Consider the following 14,614-nt stretch of genomic DNA (forward strand, 5'->3'; position numbering starts at 1 on the left):
TTTTACTTGGGATATGGCGTTGAAAGTGAGATAATGTTACATTATAACATTATCAGTTTGCAAATGAGTTTCATTCATGTCTTCATTAGTCCGTCTTGAACAGCTGTGCGTCGAATTCGATGGTCGTAGGGTTCTTGATAACATCAGCATGGAATTAGAAAAGGGTAAAATCACTACTCTTATCGGTCCCAACGGAGCGGGAAAATCCACTTTAGTTCGAGTCATTTTAGGGTTACAAAAACCGACAAGTGGCAAACTTACGAACAAACGAAAGCTGAAGATTGGATATGTTCCTCAGAAACTGAAACTCAACGACTCTCTGCCTCTCAATGTCGTTCGATTCCTTAATCTTGCTGGGAAATACAGCAAACAAGAATGCCTAGATGCTTTGAGATTAGTTGGAGCGGAACACTTACTAAATAGCAATATGCATCGCTTGTCTGGTGGTGAGAACCAGCGGGTATTGCTCGCTCGTGCTCTACTCCAGCGACCAGAACTCTTAGTACTTGATGAACCAGCTCAAGGCGTTGATATTCAAGGTCAGATTGACTTATACGATTTAATCGAAAGCATTCGTCATCGCTTCGATTGTGGCGTATTTATGGTATCGCACGACCTGCATCTGGTAATGGCGAAAACGGATGATGTCATATGTTTGCACCATCATGTTTGTTGCTCTGGCTCACCAGCGACGATTACTCAGCATCCGTCGTACATCGCTCTATTTGGTAACGCGACTCGTGAATCGCTTGCTTTTTATCATCATGATCATGAACACCATCATCACGATCTTGCTGGCTCTCCTGTAACAGGCGATGCGACATCTTGCTCACAACATAACCACGGACATCACCACCATGATTGAGTTTTTACTGCCTTCTATTCTTGCTGGCATTGGTATTGCCATTATTGCAGGACCATTAGGCTCTTTCGTCGTGTGGCGAAAAATGGCTTACTTTGGTGATACGTTAGCGCATGCTTCCCTAATGGGACTCGCCCTTGGCTTTCTGCTTAATGTAAATTTGTATCTGGCTCTTTTAGTGTGCTGTTTAGCCCTTGCGGTGTTGCTCGTAACGCTACAAAAACAGCAACTCGTTGCCACCGATACCCTACTTGGTATTTTAGCTCATAGCGCCCTTTCCATCGGCTTAGTTTCTGTGAGCTTCTTGGATAATGTTCGCATTGACTTGATGAGCTACCTATTTGGTGACTTACTCGCCGTTTCTCCACAAGACTTAATGTTCATTTACGCTGGTGTTGTGGCTGTAAGTGCATGTTTGTACTTTTTCTGGCGTCCATTGTTATCGAGCACCGTAAGTGAAGAGTTAGCTGCTGTCGAAGGCGTAAATACAGATTTAGTGCGCTTAGTATTAATGCTGATGGTCGGTATTGTTATCGCAGTAGGTATGAAGTTTGTTGGTGCACTGATTATGACTTCCCTATTGATCATCCCTGCAGCAACCGCACGTAAAGTCTCTTCATCGCCGGAACAAATGGCCTTTTTCGCCTCAATCATTGGCTCTGTTGCTGTATTAATGGGACTCAGTCTGTCTTGGCATTTCGATACACCCGCAGGTCCTTCTGTTGTGATTAGCGCGACATCCCTATTTATGCTTAGCCAACTGATTAGGCGCAAAGCGTAAGACAAAAAGAAAAGCCTGCGAAATTGAAGTGACCCCGTAAAGTTGGACATTTCTGTTAAGCGGCTTTCAAGGCCTGAGTTCGATACTCTATCGGAGTCAGGCCTTTTAGCTTCACCTTTATACGTTTGGTATTGTAGTACTCGATGTATTCTTTAATTTGCTCTATCAGAGTATCTGCATCTTCAAAGCTCTGGTTGTGATACATCTCTGTTTTAAGTAAAGCAAAAAGTTTTCTGCAACAGCATTATCCAAGCAGTTACCTCTTCTCGACATACTTTGTATTAACCCACTCTCTTCGATTTTTTGCTGATATTGTCGATGCCGATATTGCCAACCTTGATCGCTATGTATAATTGGCTTTGAGTTCGGTCTAAGCTTTGATATCGCTTCCGTCAACATATCAATGACAAGCGGCAAACAGGCATTTTTAGCTACTCTATAAGCAACCACCTCTTGAGTAAACAAGTCGACAACCGGAGACAAGTACACTTTCTGCTCTTTGACTTTGAACTCCGTAACGTCAGTTACCCACTTTTCATCTGGCTGGGACGCACTAAAATCTCTTTCAAGTATGTTGGGAGCCGTTCTTCCAAACTCACCTCGATATGAACGGTACTTTTTAATCCTGACCGTTGATTTAAGGTTTAGCTGAGCCATAAGCCTTTGAACCGTCTTGTGATTCAACATGAAGCCTCGCTTTTTTAGTTCCAAGTGAATACGGCGGTAGCCGTATCGCCCCTTATGCTCATGATAAATTGACTTTATCAACCGCAGTTCACTTTCGTAACTATCAGTACGCTTGCTCGCTTGAGCCTGATAATAAAAGACACTTTTCGCCAGTTGCAGAGTTTGCAGCAGGTGCTTCAGTGGGTACTTACCTTTAAGAGTTAGAGCTATGACCGCTTTTTCTTTGTTCGACGGTTCTTTTCTTGCTCCAACTCTTCCAACTTTTTTAGAACAGCATTCTCAGTTCGTAAGTAGATCAACTCCTCTCTTAGCTCCTCAAGTGTCATTTCATTATCTGGTTTAGTGGTACGTTGAGGCTGCTGTTTCATTGAAGGTCTTCCTTTCTGGCGAATTTTGAGCCCTTTGATACCGAGCTCGTTAAATCTTTTGAGCCAGACAGAAAGTATCCCAGGGGACGAGAGGTTAAATACTGCGCTAGTGTGCGAGAGAGACCAGTCATTCGTCCACATTAAATTTAATGCTTTTAGCTTTGTTTGAGCAGAAACAGCATGTTTAGTTGGTAAAAATGAAGCTGCACCATGGATAGCAAAAACTTGGGCCCAATACCGAATCTGTCTCGAAGAAACTGAATATTGCTTTTCTAAATAACTAGATGACGTACCATTTAAGCATTGTTTAGCAATGACACATTTTAGCTCGCGGCTATATTTGGACATAAAAAGACCCCCAATAATTAGTGTCCAACTATTGGGGGTCAGTTCACACCGCAGGCTTTTTAATGCTTTTGTATTGGTTTGGCTTCTTACCAACCAGTCACTTCACGTAGACCTTTGCCAATCTCTGCTAGAGATTTAACAGTCTTTACGCCTGCCGCTTCTAGAGCTGCGAATTTGTCTTCGGCAGTACCTTTACCACCAGAGATGATCGCACCTGCGTGCCCCATACGTTTACCAGGAGGAGCAGTAACACCTGCAATATAAGAAACCACTGGCTTAGTTACGTTCTCTTTGATGAACGCCGCAGCTTCTTCTTCCGCAGTACCACCGATTTCACCAATCATTACGATTGCTTCAGTTTCCGGGTCTTCTTGGAACAGTTTTAGGATATCAATAAAGTTTGAACCTGGGATTGGGTCACCACCGATACCAACACATGTAGACTGACCGAAGCCTTCATCTGTTGTTTGTTTAACTGCTTCGTAAGTAAGAGTACCGCTGCGAGATACGATACCTACTTTACCTTTCTTGTGGATATGACCAGGCATGATACCAATCTTACACTCGTCTGGAGTGATAAGACCTGGACAGTTAGGACCGATCATGCGAACGCCAGTTTCTTCTAGCTTCACTTTAACGTCGATCATATCTGTTGTTGGGATACCTTCAGTGATCGTTACGATCAGCTCGATACCTGCGTCAATCGCTTCTAGGATTGCATCTTTACAGAAAGGCGCTGGCACGTAGATAACGGTTGCTGTCGCACCAGTTACTTCTACAGCTTCACGTACTGTGTTGAATACTGGAAGACCAAGGTGAGTTTGACCACCTTTACCAGGAGATACACCACCAACCATTTGCGTACCGTATGCGATAGCTTGCTCTGAGTGGAATGTACCTTGACCGCCAGTGAAACCCTGACAGATTACTTTAGTGTCTTTGTTAATTAATACAGACATTATTTAGCCTCCGCAGCAGCAACAACTTTCTGAGCAGCATCTGTTAGAGATTCAGCTGCAATGATATCAACGTCAGAATTCGCAAGTACTTCGCGACCTAGGTCTGCGTTTGTACCTTCTAGACGAACAACTACAGGAACTGTTACGCCTACTTCTTTAACCGCACCGATAATACCTTCAGCGATCATGTCACAACGAACGATACCACCGAAGATGTTTACTAGTACTGCACTAACATTGTCATCAGAAAGGATGATCTTGAATGCTTCAGCTACACGCTCTTTTGTCGCGCCGCCACCTACATCAAGGAAGTTTGCTGGCTTGCCGCCATGTAGGTTTACGATATCCATCGTACCCATTGCAAGGCCTGCACCGTTAACCATACAGCCAACGTTGCCATCAAGAGCTACGTAGTTCAGTTCCCACTGAGCTGCGTGTGCTTCACGCTCGTCTTCTTGTGAAGGATCGTGCATTTCACGAAGCTTTGGCTGACGGTACATTGCGTTTGAGTCAATGTTAATTTTGCCGTCAAGGCAAAGAAGGTTACCTTCACCTGTAATGACAAGCGGGTTGATTTCTAGTAGCGCTAGGTCGTACTGAGAGAACATCGCGCCAAGACCCATAAAGATCTTAACGAATTGTTTGATTTGATCGCCTTCAAGGCCAAGTTTGAACGCTAGCTCGCGACCTTGGTAAGCTTGAGGGCCTACAAGTGGATCGATTGCCGCTTTATGGATTAGCTCCGGCGTTTCTTCCGCAACTTTTTCGATTTCTACACCACCTTCAGTCGAAGCCATGAAAACGATCTTACGAGTTGCGCGATCTACAACCGCACCAAGGTAAAGTTCGTTCGCAATGTTAGATGCTTCTTCTACAAGGATTTTAGTAACAGGCTGACCATTTGCGTCTGTTTGGTAAGTAACCAAGTTCTTACCTAGCCATTTTTGTGCGAATTCTTTTACGCCGTCTTTTGTATCGTGTAGTTCTACGCCGCCCGCTTTACCGCGACCACCAGCGTGAACCTGACATTTAACGACTTTCTTTTCAGTAGTGATGCGACCCGCCGCTTCGAAAGCTTCTTGTGGCGTATCACATGCGTAGCCTTCTGGTACAGGCAAACCGAATTCTGCAAACAGCTGTTTGGCTTGGTATTCGTGCAAATTCATTTTGATATTCCGTTTGTTTATCCCTTAGGGGATTTATTATTTCCATAACGCCGCTTCATGCGGTACGTCTGTAGGGTCTTCTCAAATCAACTGCTTATAATTTTATATCGGGGGCAGTTCAAATGAAGGCCAGACGCTGAGCCAGTCTAGCCTTGGATGCTGTAGACGTCGAGCCATCAAGGATAACTCGACGTTTTAGCGATATTAAACGTCTAATAACAGACGCGCTGGATCTTCTAGTAGCTCTTTAATGGTTACCAGGAAGCCCACTGACTCACGGCCATCAATCAAACGGTGGTCGTAAGATAGTGCTAGGTACATCATCGGCAAGATTTCTACTTTGCCATCAACCGCCATTGGACGCTCTTGGATTTTGTGCATACCCAAGATTGCCGATTGTGGTGGGTTAATGATTGGCGTAGACATCAATGAACCAAATACACCGCCATTGGTGATAGTGAAGTTACCGCCCATCAGTTCATCAACGGTTAACTTGCCGTCACGGCCTTTGATTGCTAACTCTTTGATGCCTTTTTCGATGTCAGCGAAACCTAGTGTGTCACAGTCTTTTAGAACTGGCGTCACTAGACCACGTGGCGTAGAAACTGCCATGCTGATGTCGAAGTAGTTGTGGTAAACGATATCATCACCATCGATAGATGCGTTCACTTCTGGGTAACGTTTTAGTGCTTCTGTTACTGCTTTCACGTAGAAAGACATGAAACCAAGACGAGTACCGTGGCGTTCTTCGAACTGGTCTTTGTATTGCTTACGAAGGTCCATGATTGGCTTCATGTTCACTTCGTTAAACGTGGTTAGCATTGCCGTGTTGTTCTTCGCTGCTAGAAGACGGTTTGCGACTGTCTTACGCAGACGCGTCATTGGAACACGTTTTTGACTGCGAGCCGCTGCAGGCGCTTCAACGGCTGCCGGAGCTTCCGCTTTTGGTGCCGCTTTTGCATTTGCAAGGTGCGCTTCAATGTCTTCTCGAGTAATACGACCGCCAACACCAGAGCCTTTCACTTGGCTAGCTTCAAGGCCGTGTTCAGCAAGAAGACGACGAACCGCTGGGCTTAGCGCATCGTTGCTCTCTTCTGTCAGCGTTGCTTTGTGACGCTTATCAGGAGACGCTTCTTTGTCTTCTGTTGAATCTGTTGTCGGCTCACCCGCTACCGCGCCTGGCTTAAGCTTTGCAAGCAGTTGTTTAGAAAGTACCGTCGCACCTTCTACTTCAATAATGGCTTCTAAAACGCCAGCTTCCGGAGCTGGAACTTCAAGCACAACTTTATCGGTTTCTATATCAACCAGAACTTCATCACGCTCTACCGCGTCGCCTGGTTGTTTGTGCCATGTCGCTACGGTTGCGTCAGCAACTGATTCAGGTAAATCTGGAACCAGAATTTCAATTGTCATATCTGTTTCTTCCTTTAACTTCTAGTTCTTAATTCGAAGTTTTTGAGTTCACGTTCAGAGCGTCTTCAACCAACGCTTTTTGTTGTTTCAAGTGCACCGACATGTAGCCTACTGCTGGCGAAGCAGAAGCTGGGCGACCTGCGTATTTAAGATCTGCACCTGCTGGAATTGCAGCACGGAAGTTGTGTTGACTGCAGTACCAAGCACCTTGGTTTTGAGGCTCTTCCTGACACCAAACAAAATCTTCAACATTCGTGTATTGTTCGATGGCAGCTTGTACTTCATCCAGAGGGAATGGGTACAGTTGCTCAACACGTACAATAGCAACATCATCTTGTTCGTTGTTGCGACGTTGTTCTAGAAGGTCGAAGTAAACCTTACCTGAACAGAACACAACACGTTTCACTTTGCTCGGTTCCAGATTATCAATCTCAGGAATCGCTGGTTGGAATGTGCCATCAGACAATTCTTCCAACGTTGAAGTACAAAGTGGATGACGCAGTAGCGACTTAGGTGACATAACAATCAGTGGGCGACGCATAGGGCGCACCACTTGGCGACGAATCATGTGATAAACCTGTGCTGGCGTAGATGGCACTACAACCTGCATATTCTGTTCAGCACATAATTGTAGATAACGCTCAAGACGCGCAGATGAGTGCTCAGGACCTTGACCTTCATAGCCGTGAGGTAGCAACATCGTTAGACCACATAGGCGTGCCCATTTTTGTTCACCTGATGAGATGAACTGGTCAATCACGACTTGTGCGCCGTTTGCAAAGTCACCGAATTGAGCTTCCCAAATAGTCAAACCACTTGGTTCTGCTGTTGCATAACCGTACTCAAACGCCAATACCGCTTCTTCTGACAACACAGAGTCAAACACTTGGAATGGACCTTGTTTGTCATGAATATTTGCTAGCGGAATGTATGTACTTGCATCATTTTGGTTATGCAAAACAGAGTGACGGTGGAAGAACGTACCACGGCCAGAATCCTGACCCGAGATACGAATACGCTTGCCGTCATCAACGATCGTAGCGTATGCCAGTGTCTCAGCCATGCCCCAGTCAATTGCTTTTTCACCACTGATCATTGCAGAACGATCGTTATAAAGCTTGTTTACGCGGCTTTGCAGTTTATGACTATCAGGGTATTGAATTAGGCGCTGACCAAGCTCTTTAAGGCGAGTCTCATCAAATTTGTTGTCCCAATCCACATCCCAGTCGTGACCAAGGTATGGAGACCAGTCAACCGAATGCAAAGCCATTGGACGCCATTCTTTCACCACAACTTCGCCTTTATCCAGCGCGTCGCGGTATTCATTGACCAATTGCGTCGCGACTTCAATGTCTGATTCGTTTTTATCGATCAGTACATCTGCATAAAGCTTACGAGGCGTTGGGTGCTTCTTGATTTTTTGGTACATCAATGGCTGAGTTGCGTTTGGCTCATCGGCTTCGTTGTGACCATGACGACGGTAACAAACCAAGTCAATGACAACATCACGTTTGAACTCATTACGGTAATCCAGTGCAATACGGGTAACGAATGCTACCGCTTCTGGATCATCAGCATTAACGTGGAAAATCGGAGCCTGTACCATCTTAGCGATATCTGTACAGTACATGGTAGAGCGTGTATCGCGAGGGTTTGATGTTGTAAAACCAACTTGGTTGTTTACAACAATACGCACCGTACCACCAACACAGAAGCCACGAGCAAGAGACATGTTGAACGTCTCGGCAACCACACCCTGTCCTGCGATCGCAGAGTCGCCATGAATAGTAATAGGAAGTACGCGACTGCCCTCAAAATCACCTAAGCGATCTTGACGAGCTCGTACAGAGCCAATAACTACTGGATTTACAATCTCAAGGTGAGATGGGTTAAAGGCTAACGCAAGGTGAACATCACCACCTGGCGTCGCAAAGTCAGCAGAGAAACCTTGGTGGTACTTAACATCGCCAGTACCCCATGTATCATCGTGCTTGCCCGCAAACTCATCGAACAAATCTTGTGGCTTCTTACCTAGAACGTTAACCAACATGTTTAAACGTCCGCGGTGAGCCATACCGATCACAACTTCACGCATACCGCTTGTACCAGCATGTCGAATCAGTTCTTTCGTCATCGGAATCAGTGCATCGCCACCTTCTAGCGAGAAGCGTTTCGCCCCTGGGAATTTTGCGCCCAAGTAACGCTCTAGACCTTCAGCAGCCGTTAGCTCCTCAAGAAATGTACGCTTTTCGTCTTTATCGAAAGATGGCTGACCAACGACAGACTCTAAACGCTGTTGAATCCAACGTTTTTGTTCTGTGTCTGTCATGTGCATGTATTCTGCACCAATCGAACCACAGTAGGTTTTCTTAAGTGCTGAGTAGATATCTTTTAACTGCATGGTTTCTTGGCCGACGGCGAAAGAACCTACGTTAAAAGTTTCTGCGAAGTCATCTTCGGTGAGATTGTGGAATGCAGGGTCTAGCTCCGCCACAGGTGGACGTTGCCATAGACCTAGAGGATCGAGCTCTGCAGCTTCATGACCGCGGAAACGGTATGCGTTGATAAGCTGGAGAACTTTTACTTGCTTAGCGTCGACATCTGGATCACTAACTTGGACACTGTAATGCTTTGTTTCTTGAGCGAGTCGTCGGAAGTAGTCGCGGACACGCGAGTGTGGCTGATCAGCCACTTCTTCTGAGTTCTTTGGCAACTCATCGAATACACGTTTCCACTCCTCACTTACCAGATCGGGGTCACTTAGATACAGTTCGTAGAGGTCTTCTACATACGTTGCATTGGCGCCAGCCAAGTGTGAAGACTCGAGCCATGCCTTCATCACGCCGTTGTGCATATTTTCCCTTAACCAGTAGTTTTCACGTTTGCTGCGGTCTGCGCCGAGCTATTAAGAGCCGACCCATTTAGGTCGGCAATTTTTTGTTGTTAATTAAATCGAACGATTGACCAACATCGACTTGATATGACCGATGGCTTTCGTTGGATTTAGCCCCTTAGGACAAACACTTACACAATTCATGATGCCATGGCAACGAAAAACGCTAAATGCATCATCAAGATCGGACAAACGTTCATCAGTCGCTGTATCTCGGCTATCAATTAACCAACGATAGGCCGCTAAAAGGCCAGCAGGGCCGATAAATTTATCAGGGTTCCACCAGAAAGACGGACAAGATGTCGTACAACATGCACACATAATACATTCGTACAAGCCATCTAGATGCGCACGCTCATCAGGCGATTGTAAGTTTTCACGAGACGGTGGAAGAGCACCATCGTCAATCAAGAAAGGCTTAACTTTCGCATAGTTATCGTAGAACTGAGTCATGTCAACGATAAGATCACGTACAACAGGCAGACCAGGTAATGGTCGAATGACGAGCTTATCGCCTTTTAAAGCAGATAAAGGTGTAATACACGCTAATCCGTTTTTACCATTCATGTTAAGGCCATCAGAACCACACACACCTTCACGACATGAACGACGGAATGCAATGCTAGGGTCTTGCTCCTTCAAAAGGATCAAGGCATCCAGAAGCATCATGTCTGATCCTTCTTCCACCTCAAGCGTGTAGTCTTTCATGTACGGCTTTTGGTCGACATCCGGGTTGTAGCGGTACAAAGAGAAATTCAGTTTCATAATATTACCCTCCTTTCCTTAGTACGTACGTGCTTTTGGCGGAAATGCTTCACGATGGATTGGCTCCATGTTTACACCACGTTTGGCCATTGCTTCCGTTTCCGGGTTGTAGATTGAGTGGCATAGCCACTGCTCATCATCACGGTCTGGGAAGTCAAAGCGAGCATGTGCACCACGGCTTTCTGTGCGGTAGTTTGCTGCTACAGCTGTTGCGTATGCTGTTTCCATCAAGTTCTCTAGTTCTAGACACTCAATACGTTGAGTGTTGAACTCTGTCGATTTGTCAGCAAGGTGTGCGTTCTTCAGACGCTCACGGATAACTTTAAGCTCTTCAAGACCTTTAGCCATTGCATCACCTTCACGGAATACCGAGAAGTTGTTTTGCATACATTGTTGTAGGTCTTTACGAATTTGCGCTGGATCTTCACCGTCAGTGCTATTTTCCCAACGGTTGTAACGCTCTAGTGAACGTTCAATGTCTGCTTCAGTTGCAGGTTTCGCATCAGCTTGTTTAAGCAGTGTTTCACCTAGGTGCAGACCTGTTGCACGACCAAATACCACCAAGTCTAGTAGTGAGTTACCACCAAGACGGTTGGCACCGTGTACTGATACTGATGCAATTTCACCACAAGCGAATAGGCCTTGAACTTCAACATCCGCGCCGCTTTCATCTTGCTTAATCGCTTGGCCTGATACCTGAGTAGGAATACCACCCATCATATAGTGACACGTAGGAATTACTGGGATTGGCTCTTTGACCGGATCAACGTGCGCAAATGTACGAGACAACTCACAAACGCCCGGTAAACGAGACTCCAGTGTATCTTTACCTAGGTGATCAAGTTTCAATTTAATATGTGGACCCCAAGGGCCATCACAGCCACGACCTTCACGGATTTCAATCATCATTGAACGTGCAACCACGTCACGACCAGCAAGGTCTTTCGCGTTTGGTGCGTAACGCTCCATGAAGCGTTCGCCGTCCTTGTTTAGAAGGTAACCACCCTCACCACGACAACCTTCGGTTACAAGAACACCTGCGCCAGCGATACCCGTTGGGTGGAACTGCCACATTTCCATATCTTGCATTGGGACACCAGCACGAAGTGCCATACCAACACCATCACCAGTATTGATGTGCGCGTTAGTCGTTGATGCGTAAATACGACCTGCACCACCCGTTGCTAAGATGGTTGCTTTCGATTTGAAGTAGCACACTTCACCCGTTTCCATGCATAGCGCCGTACAGCCTAGAACAACACCATCTTCATTTTTAACGATATCAAGAGCATACCACTCAGAGAATACCGTTGTTTTGTGCTTGATGTTTTGTTGGTATAGCGTGTGCAGGAGTGCGTGACCAGTACGATCAGCCGCTGCCGCTGTACGCGCAGCTTGCTCGCCACCAAAGTTCTTTGACTGGCCACCAAACGGGCGTTGATAAATAGTGCCGTTATCAAAACGAGAGAAAGGAAGACCCATTTTCTCTAGCTCGATAACAGATTCAGGACCGTTCTTACACATGTATTCGATTGCGTCTTGGTCACCGATATAGTCAGAACCTTTAACCGTATCGTACATGTGCTGTTCCCAATGATCTTCGTGCGCATTACCTAGCGCAACCGTAATACCACCTTGAGCAGAAACAGTGTGTGAACGTGTTGGGAAAACTTTAGATAGCAACGCACATGACAGGCCTTGCTCCGAAATTTGTAGTGCAGCGCGCATACCCGCACCACCAGCGCCGATTACTACGGCATCAAACTCACGAACTGGAATAGACACTTACGCACCCCACAGAATAAATAGACCAGAGAAGACATAGCCGAATAAAACGGCAATAACACCAAGTTGCAATGCACCACGAAGTATCGCGGGCTTAATGTAATCCGTTAACACCTGCCACAAACCAACCCACGCGTGAATTAGAATTGAGACTAAGGCCAACATGGTGAAAACTTTGGTGAACGTACCACCAAAGAATTGGGTCCAAGATGCGTAAGAGATATCTGAGAAAGCGCAGAAGCTAATCAGATAAATCGTGTATAGCGTCATAATGATTGCTGATGCACGAATCAATAAGAAATCGTGGACACCATTACGACCAAATGAAGAGACGTGTTTTACCATACCAAGATCCCCGCCAATAGTGATAATACTGCAGTAGCACCAAATGCGACTTTAGCGCTCATCGCGCCTGAATCGAGTTCTTCGAAATGGCCTAGGTCCATCAACAGGTGACGGACACCACCAGCGATGTGGTAGGCAAGTGCAGTTAGAATTCCCCACAGAATGAATTTCACGAAGAAGCTATCGACGATATCAGCGGCTTCCATAAAACCCATCGGGGATGACAGAGAAATGGACAGTAACCAAAGCAATATGCCCACCGCAACAAACGTAATCACACCCGACACACGATGTAGGATGGACGCGATTGCTGTGATGGGAAAGCGGATGGTCTGTAAATCTAAATTAACAGGTCTTGACTTTCTTTCTTTCACGGGCTTGCTCACTCAGCTCCATTGAGCATTTATTGTTATAACCAATTTCAGCTTCCAAACGTACAAAAGTTAACATTTGATTAACAAATACTCGCAATATGCTCGGAGATAATTGTAAACACTTTGTTAACAAACGGAGTCGGTAAACAAACCTCACTTTTGTTTCCAGCCCCGAATTTATAAGGATTTAACTAAAATTTTCTGTGCCAATATACGGCCAGCAACATTCTAATACAATTGATGTAACAAATTATGCTACATAGAACAGATTTTTAACGATTTTCATGAGAAAAATCATAACAAGTGCACACAAAAATGGAGAAAAATTGACTTTAAGCTTTAACAACAGTACAAAAATGGCACATAAACATCCTGGACGGATTAAATAATAAACAAAGGAGATTGTTATGGCGGATAAGAAAGCTACCCTTCACGTTGAAGGTCATGCGCCGATCGAACTGCCAATTATGGACGGTACGCTAGGTACACCTGTGATTGATGTTCGTAAACTGGGAGCCAATGGTTACTTTACTTTTGACCCGGGTTTTCTTGCCACTGCATCTTGTGAATCATCAATCACGTACATCGACGGCGGCAAAGGTATTCTTTTGCACCGCGGCTACCCGATTGATCAATTAGCCAATAACGCAGATTACTTGGAAGTATGTTACATCCTGCTTTATGGTGAAGCCCCTACCCGTGAGCAATACGAGCAATTCAAAACAACGGTTACTCGCCATACGATGGTGCATGAACAAATCGCAAGCTTCTTCCATGGCTTCCGACGTGATGCACACCCAATGGCAGTAATGTGTGGTGTAGTTGGTGCACTAGCGGCCTTCTACCACGATTCACTCGATATCAACAACGACGAGCACCGTGAGATCGCGGCGTACCGTCTGCTGTCTAAAATGCCAACATTGGCAGCGATGTGTTACAAGTACTCTATCGGTCAGCCATTTATCTATCCTCGTAACGACTTAAGCTACGCAGAAAACTTCCTACACATGATGTACGCAAACCCATGTGAAGAATACGAAGTAAACCCTGTTGTTGCTCGTGCGATGGATAAGATCTTCACACTTCACGCAGATCACGAACAAAACGCATCGACATCAACGGTTCGTTTGTCCGGTTCTTCTGGTGCGAACCCGTTCGCATGTATTGCCGCAGGTATTGCTTCTCTATGGGGTCCTGCGCACGGTGGTGCAAACGAAGCATGTCTGAAGATGCTTGAAGAGATCGGAAGCGTAGATAACATCCCTGAGTACGTCGAGCGTGCAAAAGACAAAGATGATCCATTCCGTCTAATGGGCTTCGGTCACCGCGTTTACAAAAACTACGATCCACGTGCAACGGTAATGCGTGAAACATGTCACGAAGTGCTAAAAGAGCTAAACATCAAAGACCCACTGCTAGACGTTGCAATGGAACTTGAGCGTATTGCACTTTCTGACGAATACTTCGTGTCTAAGAAGCTATACCCGAACGTAGACTTCTACTCAGGCATCATCCTAAAAGCAATCGGTATTCCTGTATCGATGTTTACGGTTATCTTCGCGATTTCTCGTACTATCGGTTGGATTGCTCACTGGAACGAAATGCACAGCGATCCACTAAACCGAATCGGTCGTCCTCGTCAGCTATACACTGGTGAAACTCAACGCGAGTTTTCTCCACTGCATGAGCGCGAGTAAGCGTTAGAATCGAGAATCGAGAATCGAGAATCGAGAATCGAGAATCGAGAATCGAGAATCGAGAATCGAATAAATATGAGGGTTGACGTGAAAGCGTCAACCCTTTCTATTTTGAAGAGATGAGAACGGGCTACGCTCTATGGAACGCTTCGCTTCGAGATGCGAGAAATA

At 45.6% G+C, this 14,614-nt stretch carries 13 protein-coding genes; 3 read left to right on the plus strand and 10 right to left on the minus strand.

Annotated features, from left to right (window positions below; translation table 11 throughout):
• Positions 1-76: 76 nt before the first annotated feature.
• Both znuC and znuB read left to right on the plus strand, forming a co-directional pair.
• Positions 77-865: a zinc ABC transporter ATP-binding protein ZnuC gene (znuC, locus tag ITG12_RS06865; RefSeq protein ID WP_038865671.1), complete on the plus strand. Its 789-nt coding sequence runs from the start codon at positions 77-79 to the stop codon at positions 863-865.
• Positions 858-1,643, plus strand: coding sequence for a zinc ABC transporter permease subunit ZnuB (gene znuB / locus ITG12_RS06870; protein WP_038879265.1), 786 nt, complete (start codon positions 858-860; stop codon positions 1,641-1,643). Before znuC ends, znuB begins: the two co-directional genes overlap by 8 nt.
• Before the next feature lie 165 nt (positions 1,644-1,808).
• On the opposite strand, the gene ITG12_RS06875 is transcribed toward znuB, so the two are convergent.
• The 10 genes from ITG12_RS06875 to sdhC all read right to left on the minus strand — a co-directional run bounded on the left by ITG12_RS06875 (position 1,809) and on the right by sdhC (position 12,758).
• Positions 1,809-2,540 (minus strand): IS3 family transposase, encoded by a 732-nt coding sequence (locus ITG12_RS06875; protein ID WP_248873953.1) that lies wholly within the window; start codon positions 2,538-2,540, stop codon positions 1,809-1,811.
• Positions 2,537-3,046 carry a helix-turn-helix domain-containing protein gene (locus ITG12_RS06880; protein WP_038873058.1) on the minus strand — a complete coding sequence of 170 codons (510 nt, stop codon included), beginning with the start codon at positions 3,044-3,046 and terminating at the stop codon, positions 2,537-2,539. Before ITG12_RS06880 ends, ITG12_RS06875 begins: the two co-directional genes overlap by 4 nt.
• A gap of 86 nt (positions 3,047-3,132) precedes the next feature.
• The gene (sucD, locus tag ITG12_RS06885) at positions 3,133-4,005 is read right to left on the minus strand and encodes a succinate--CoA ligase subunit alpha (RefSeq protein WP_038877586.1); all 873 of its coding nucleotides are present in this window, start codon (positions 4,003-4,005) and stop codon (positions 3,133-3,135) included.
• Positions 4,005-5,171, minus strand: coding sequence for an ADP-forming succinate--CoA ligase subunit beta (gene sucC, locus ITG12_RS06890; protein ID WP_038877583.1), 1,167 nt, complete (start codon positions 5,169-5,171; stop codon positions 4,005-4,007). Before sucC ends, sucD begins: the two co-directional genes overlap by 1 nt.
• Positions 5,172-5,375: 204 nt before the next feature.
• Positions 5,376-6,584 carry a 2-oxoglutarate dehydrogenase complex dihydrolipoyllysine-residue succinyltransferase gene (odhB, locus tag ITG12_RS06895; protein ID WP_104026953.1) on the minus strand — a complete coding sequence of 403 codons (1,209 nt, stop codon included), beginning with the start codon at positions 6,582-6,584 and terminating at the stop codon, positions 5,376-5,378.
• A 28-nt stretch (positions 6,585-6,612) separates the two neighbouring features.
• Positions 6,613-9,438 (minus strand): 2-oxoglutarate dehydrogenase E1 component, encoded by a 2,826-nt coding sequence (gene sucA / locus ITG12_RS06900; protein WP_038877581.1) that lies wholly within the window; start codon positions 9,436-9,438, stop codon positions 6,613-6,615.
• Positions 9,439-9,531: 93 nt separating this feature from the next.
• A complete protein-coding gene (locus ITG12_RS06905) occupies positions 9,532-10,242 on the minus strand; it encodes a succinate dehydrogenase iron-sulfur subunit (protein WP_038865681.1) in 711 nt (236 codons plus the stop codon).
• A gap of 18 nt (positions 10,243-10,260) precedes the next feature.
• Positions 10,261-12,027 (minus strand): succinate dehydrogenase flavoprotein subunit, encoded by a 1,767-nt coding sequence (gene sdhA, locus ITG12_RS06910; protein ID WP_038865683.1) that lies wholly within the window; start codon positions 12,025-12,027, stop codon positions 10,261-10,263.
• Positions 12,028-12,372: a succinate dehydrogenase, hydrophobic membrane anchor protein gene (gene sdhD, locus ITG12_RS06915; protein ID WP_038865684.1), complete on the minus strand. Its 345-nt coding sequence runs from the start codon at positions 12,370-12,372 to the stop codon at positions 12,028-12,030.
• The gene (gene sdhC / locus ITG12_RS06920; RefSeq protein ID WP_005446421.1) at positions 12,366-12,758 is read right to left on the minus strand and encodes a succinate dehydrogenase cytochrome b556 subunit; all 393 of its coding nucleotides are present in this window, start codon (positions 12,756-12,758) and stop codon (positions 12,366-12,368) included. Before sdhC ends, sdhD begins: the two co-directional genes overlap by 7 nt.
• A 395-nt stretch (positions 12,759-13,153) precedes the next feature.
• On the opposite strand from sdhC, the gene ITG12_RS06925 reads away from it, so the two are divergent.
• Positions 13,154-14,443, plus strand: coding sequence for a citrate synthase (locus ITG12_RS06925; RefSeq protein ID WP_038865686.1), 1,290 nt, complete (start codon positions 13,154-13,156; stop codon positions 14,441-14,443).
• Positions 14,444-14,614: the final 171 nt, after the last annotated feature.

The sequence above is a fragment of the Vibrio sp. ED002 genome, assembly GCF_023277445.1.
Taxonomy (GTDB): domain Bacteria; phylum Pseudomonadota; class Gammaproteobacteria; order Enterobacterales; family Vibrionaceae; genus Vibrio; species Vibrio jasicida.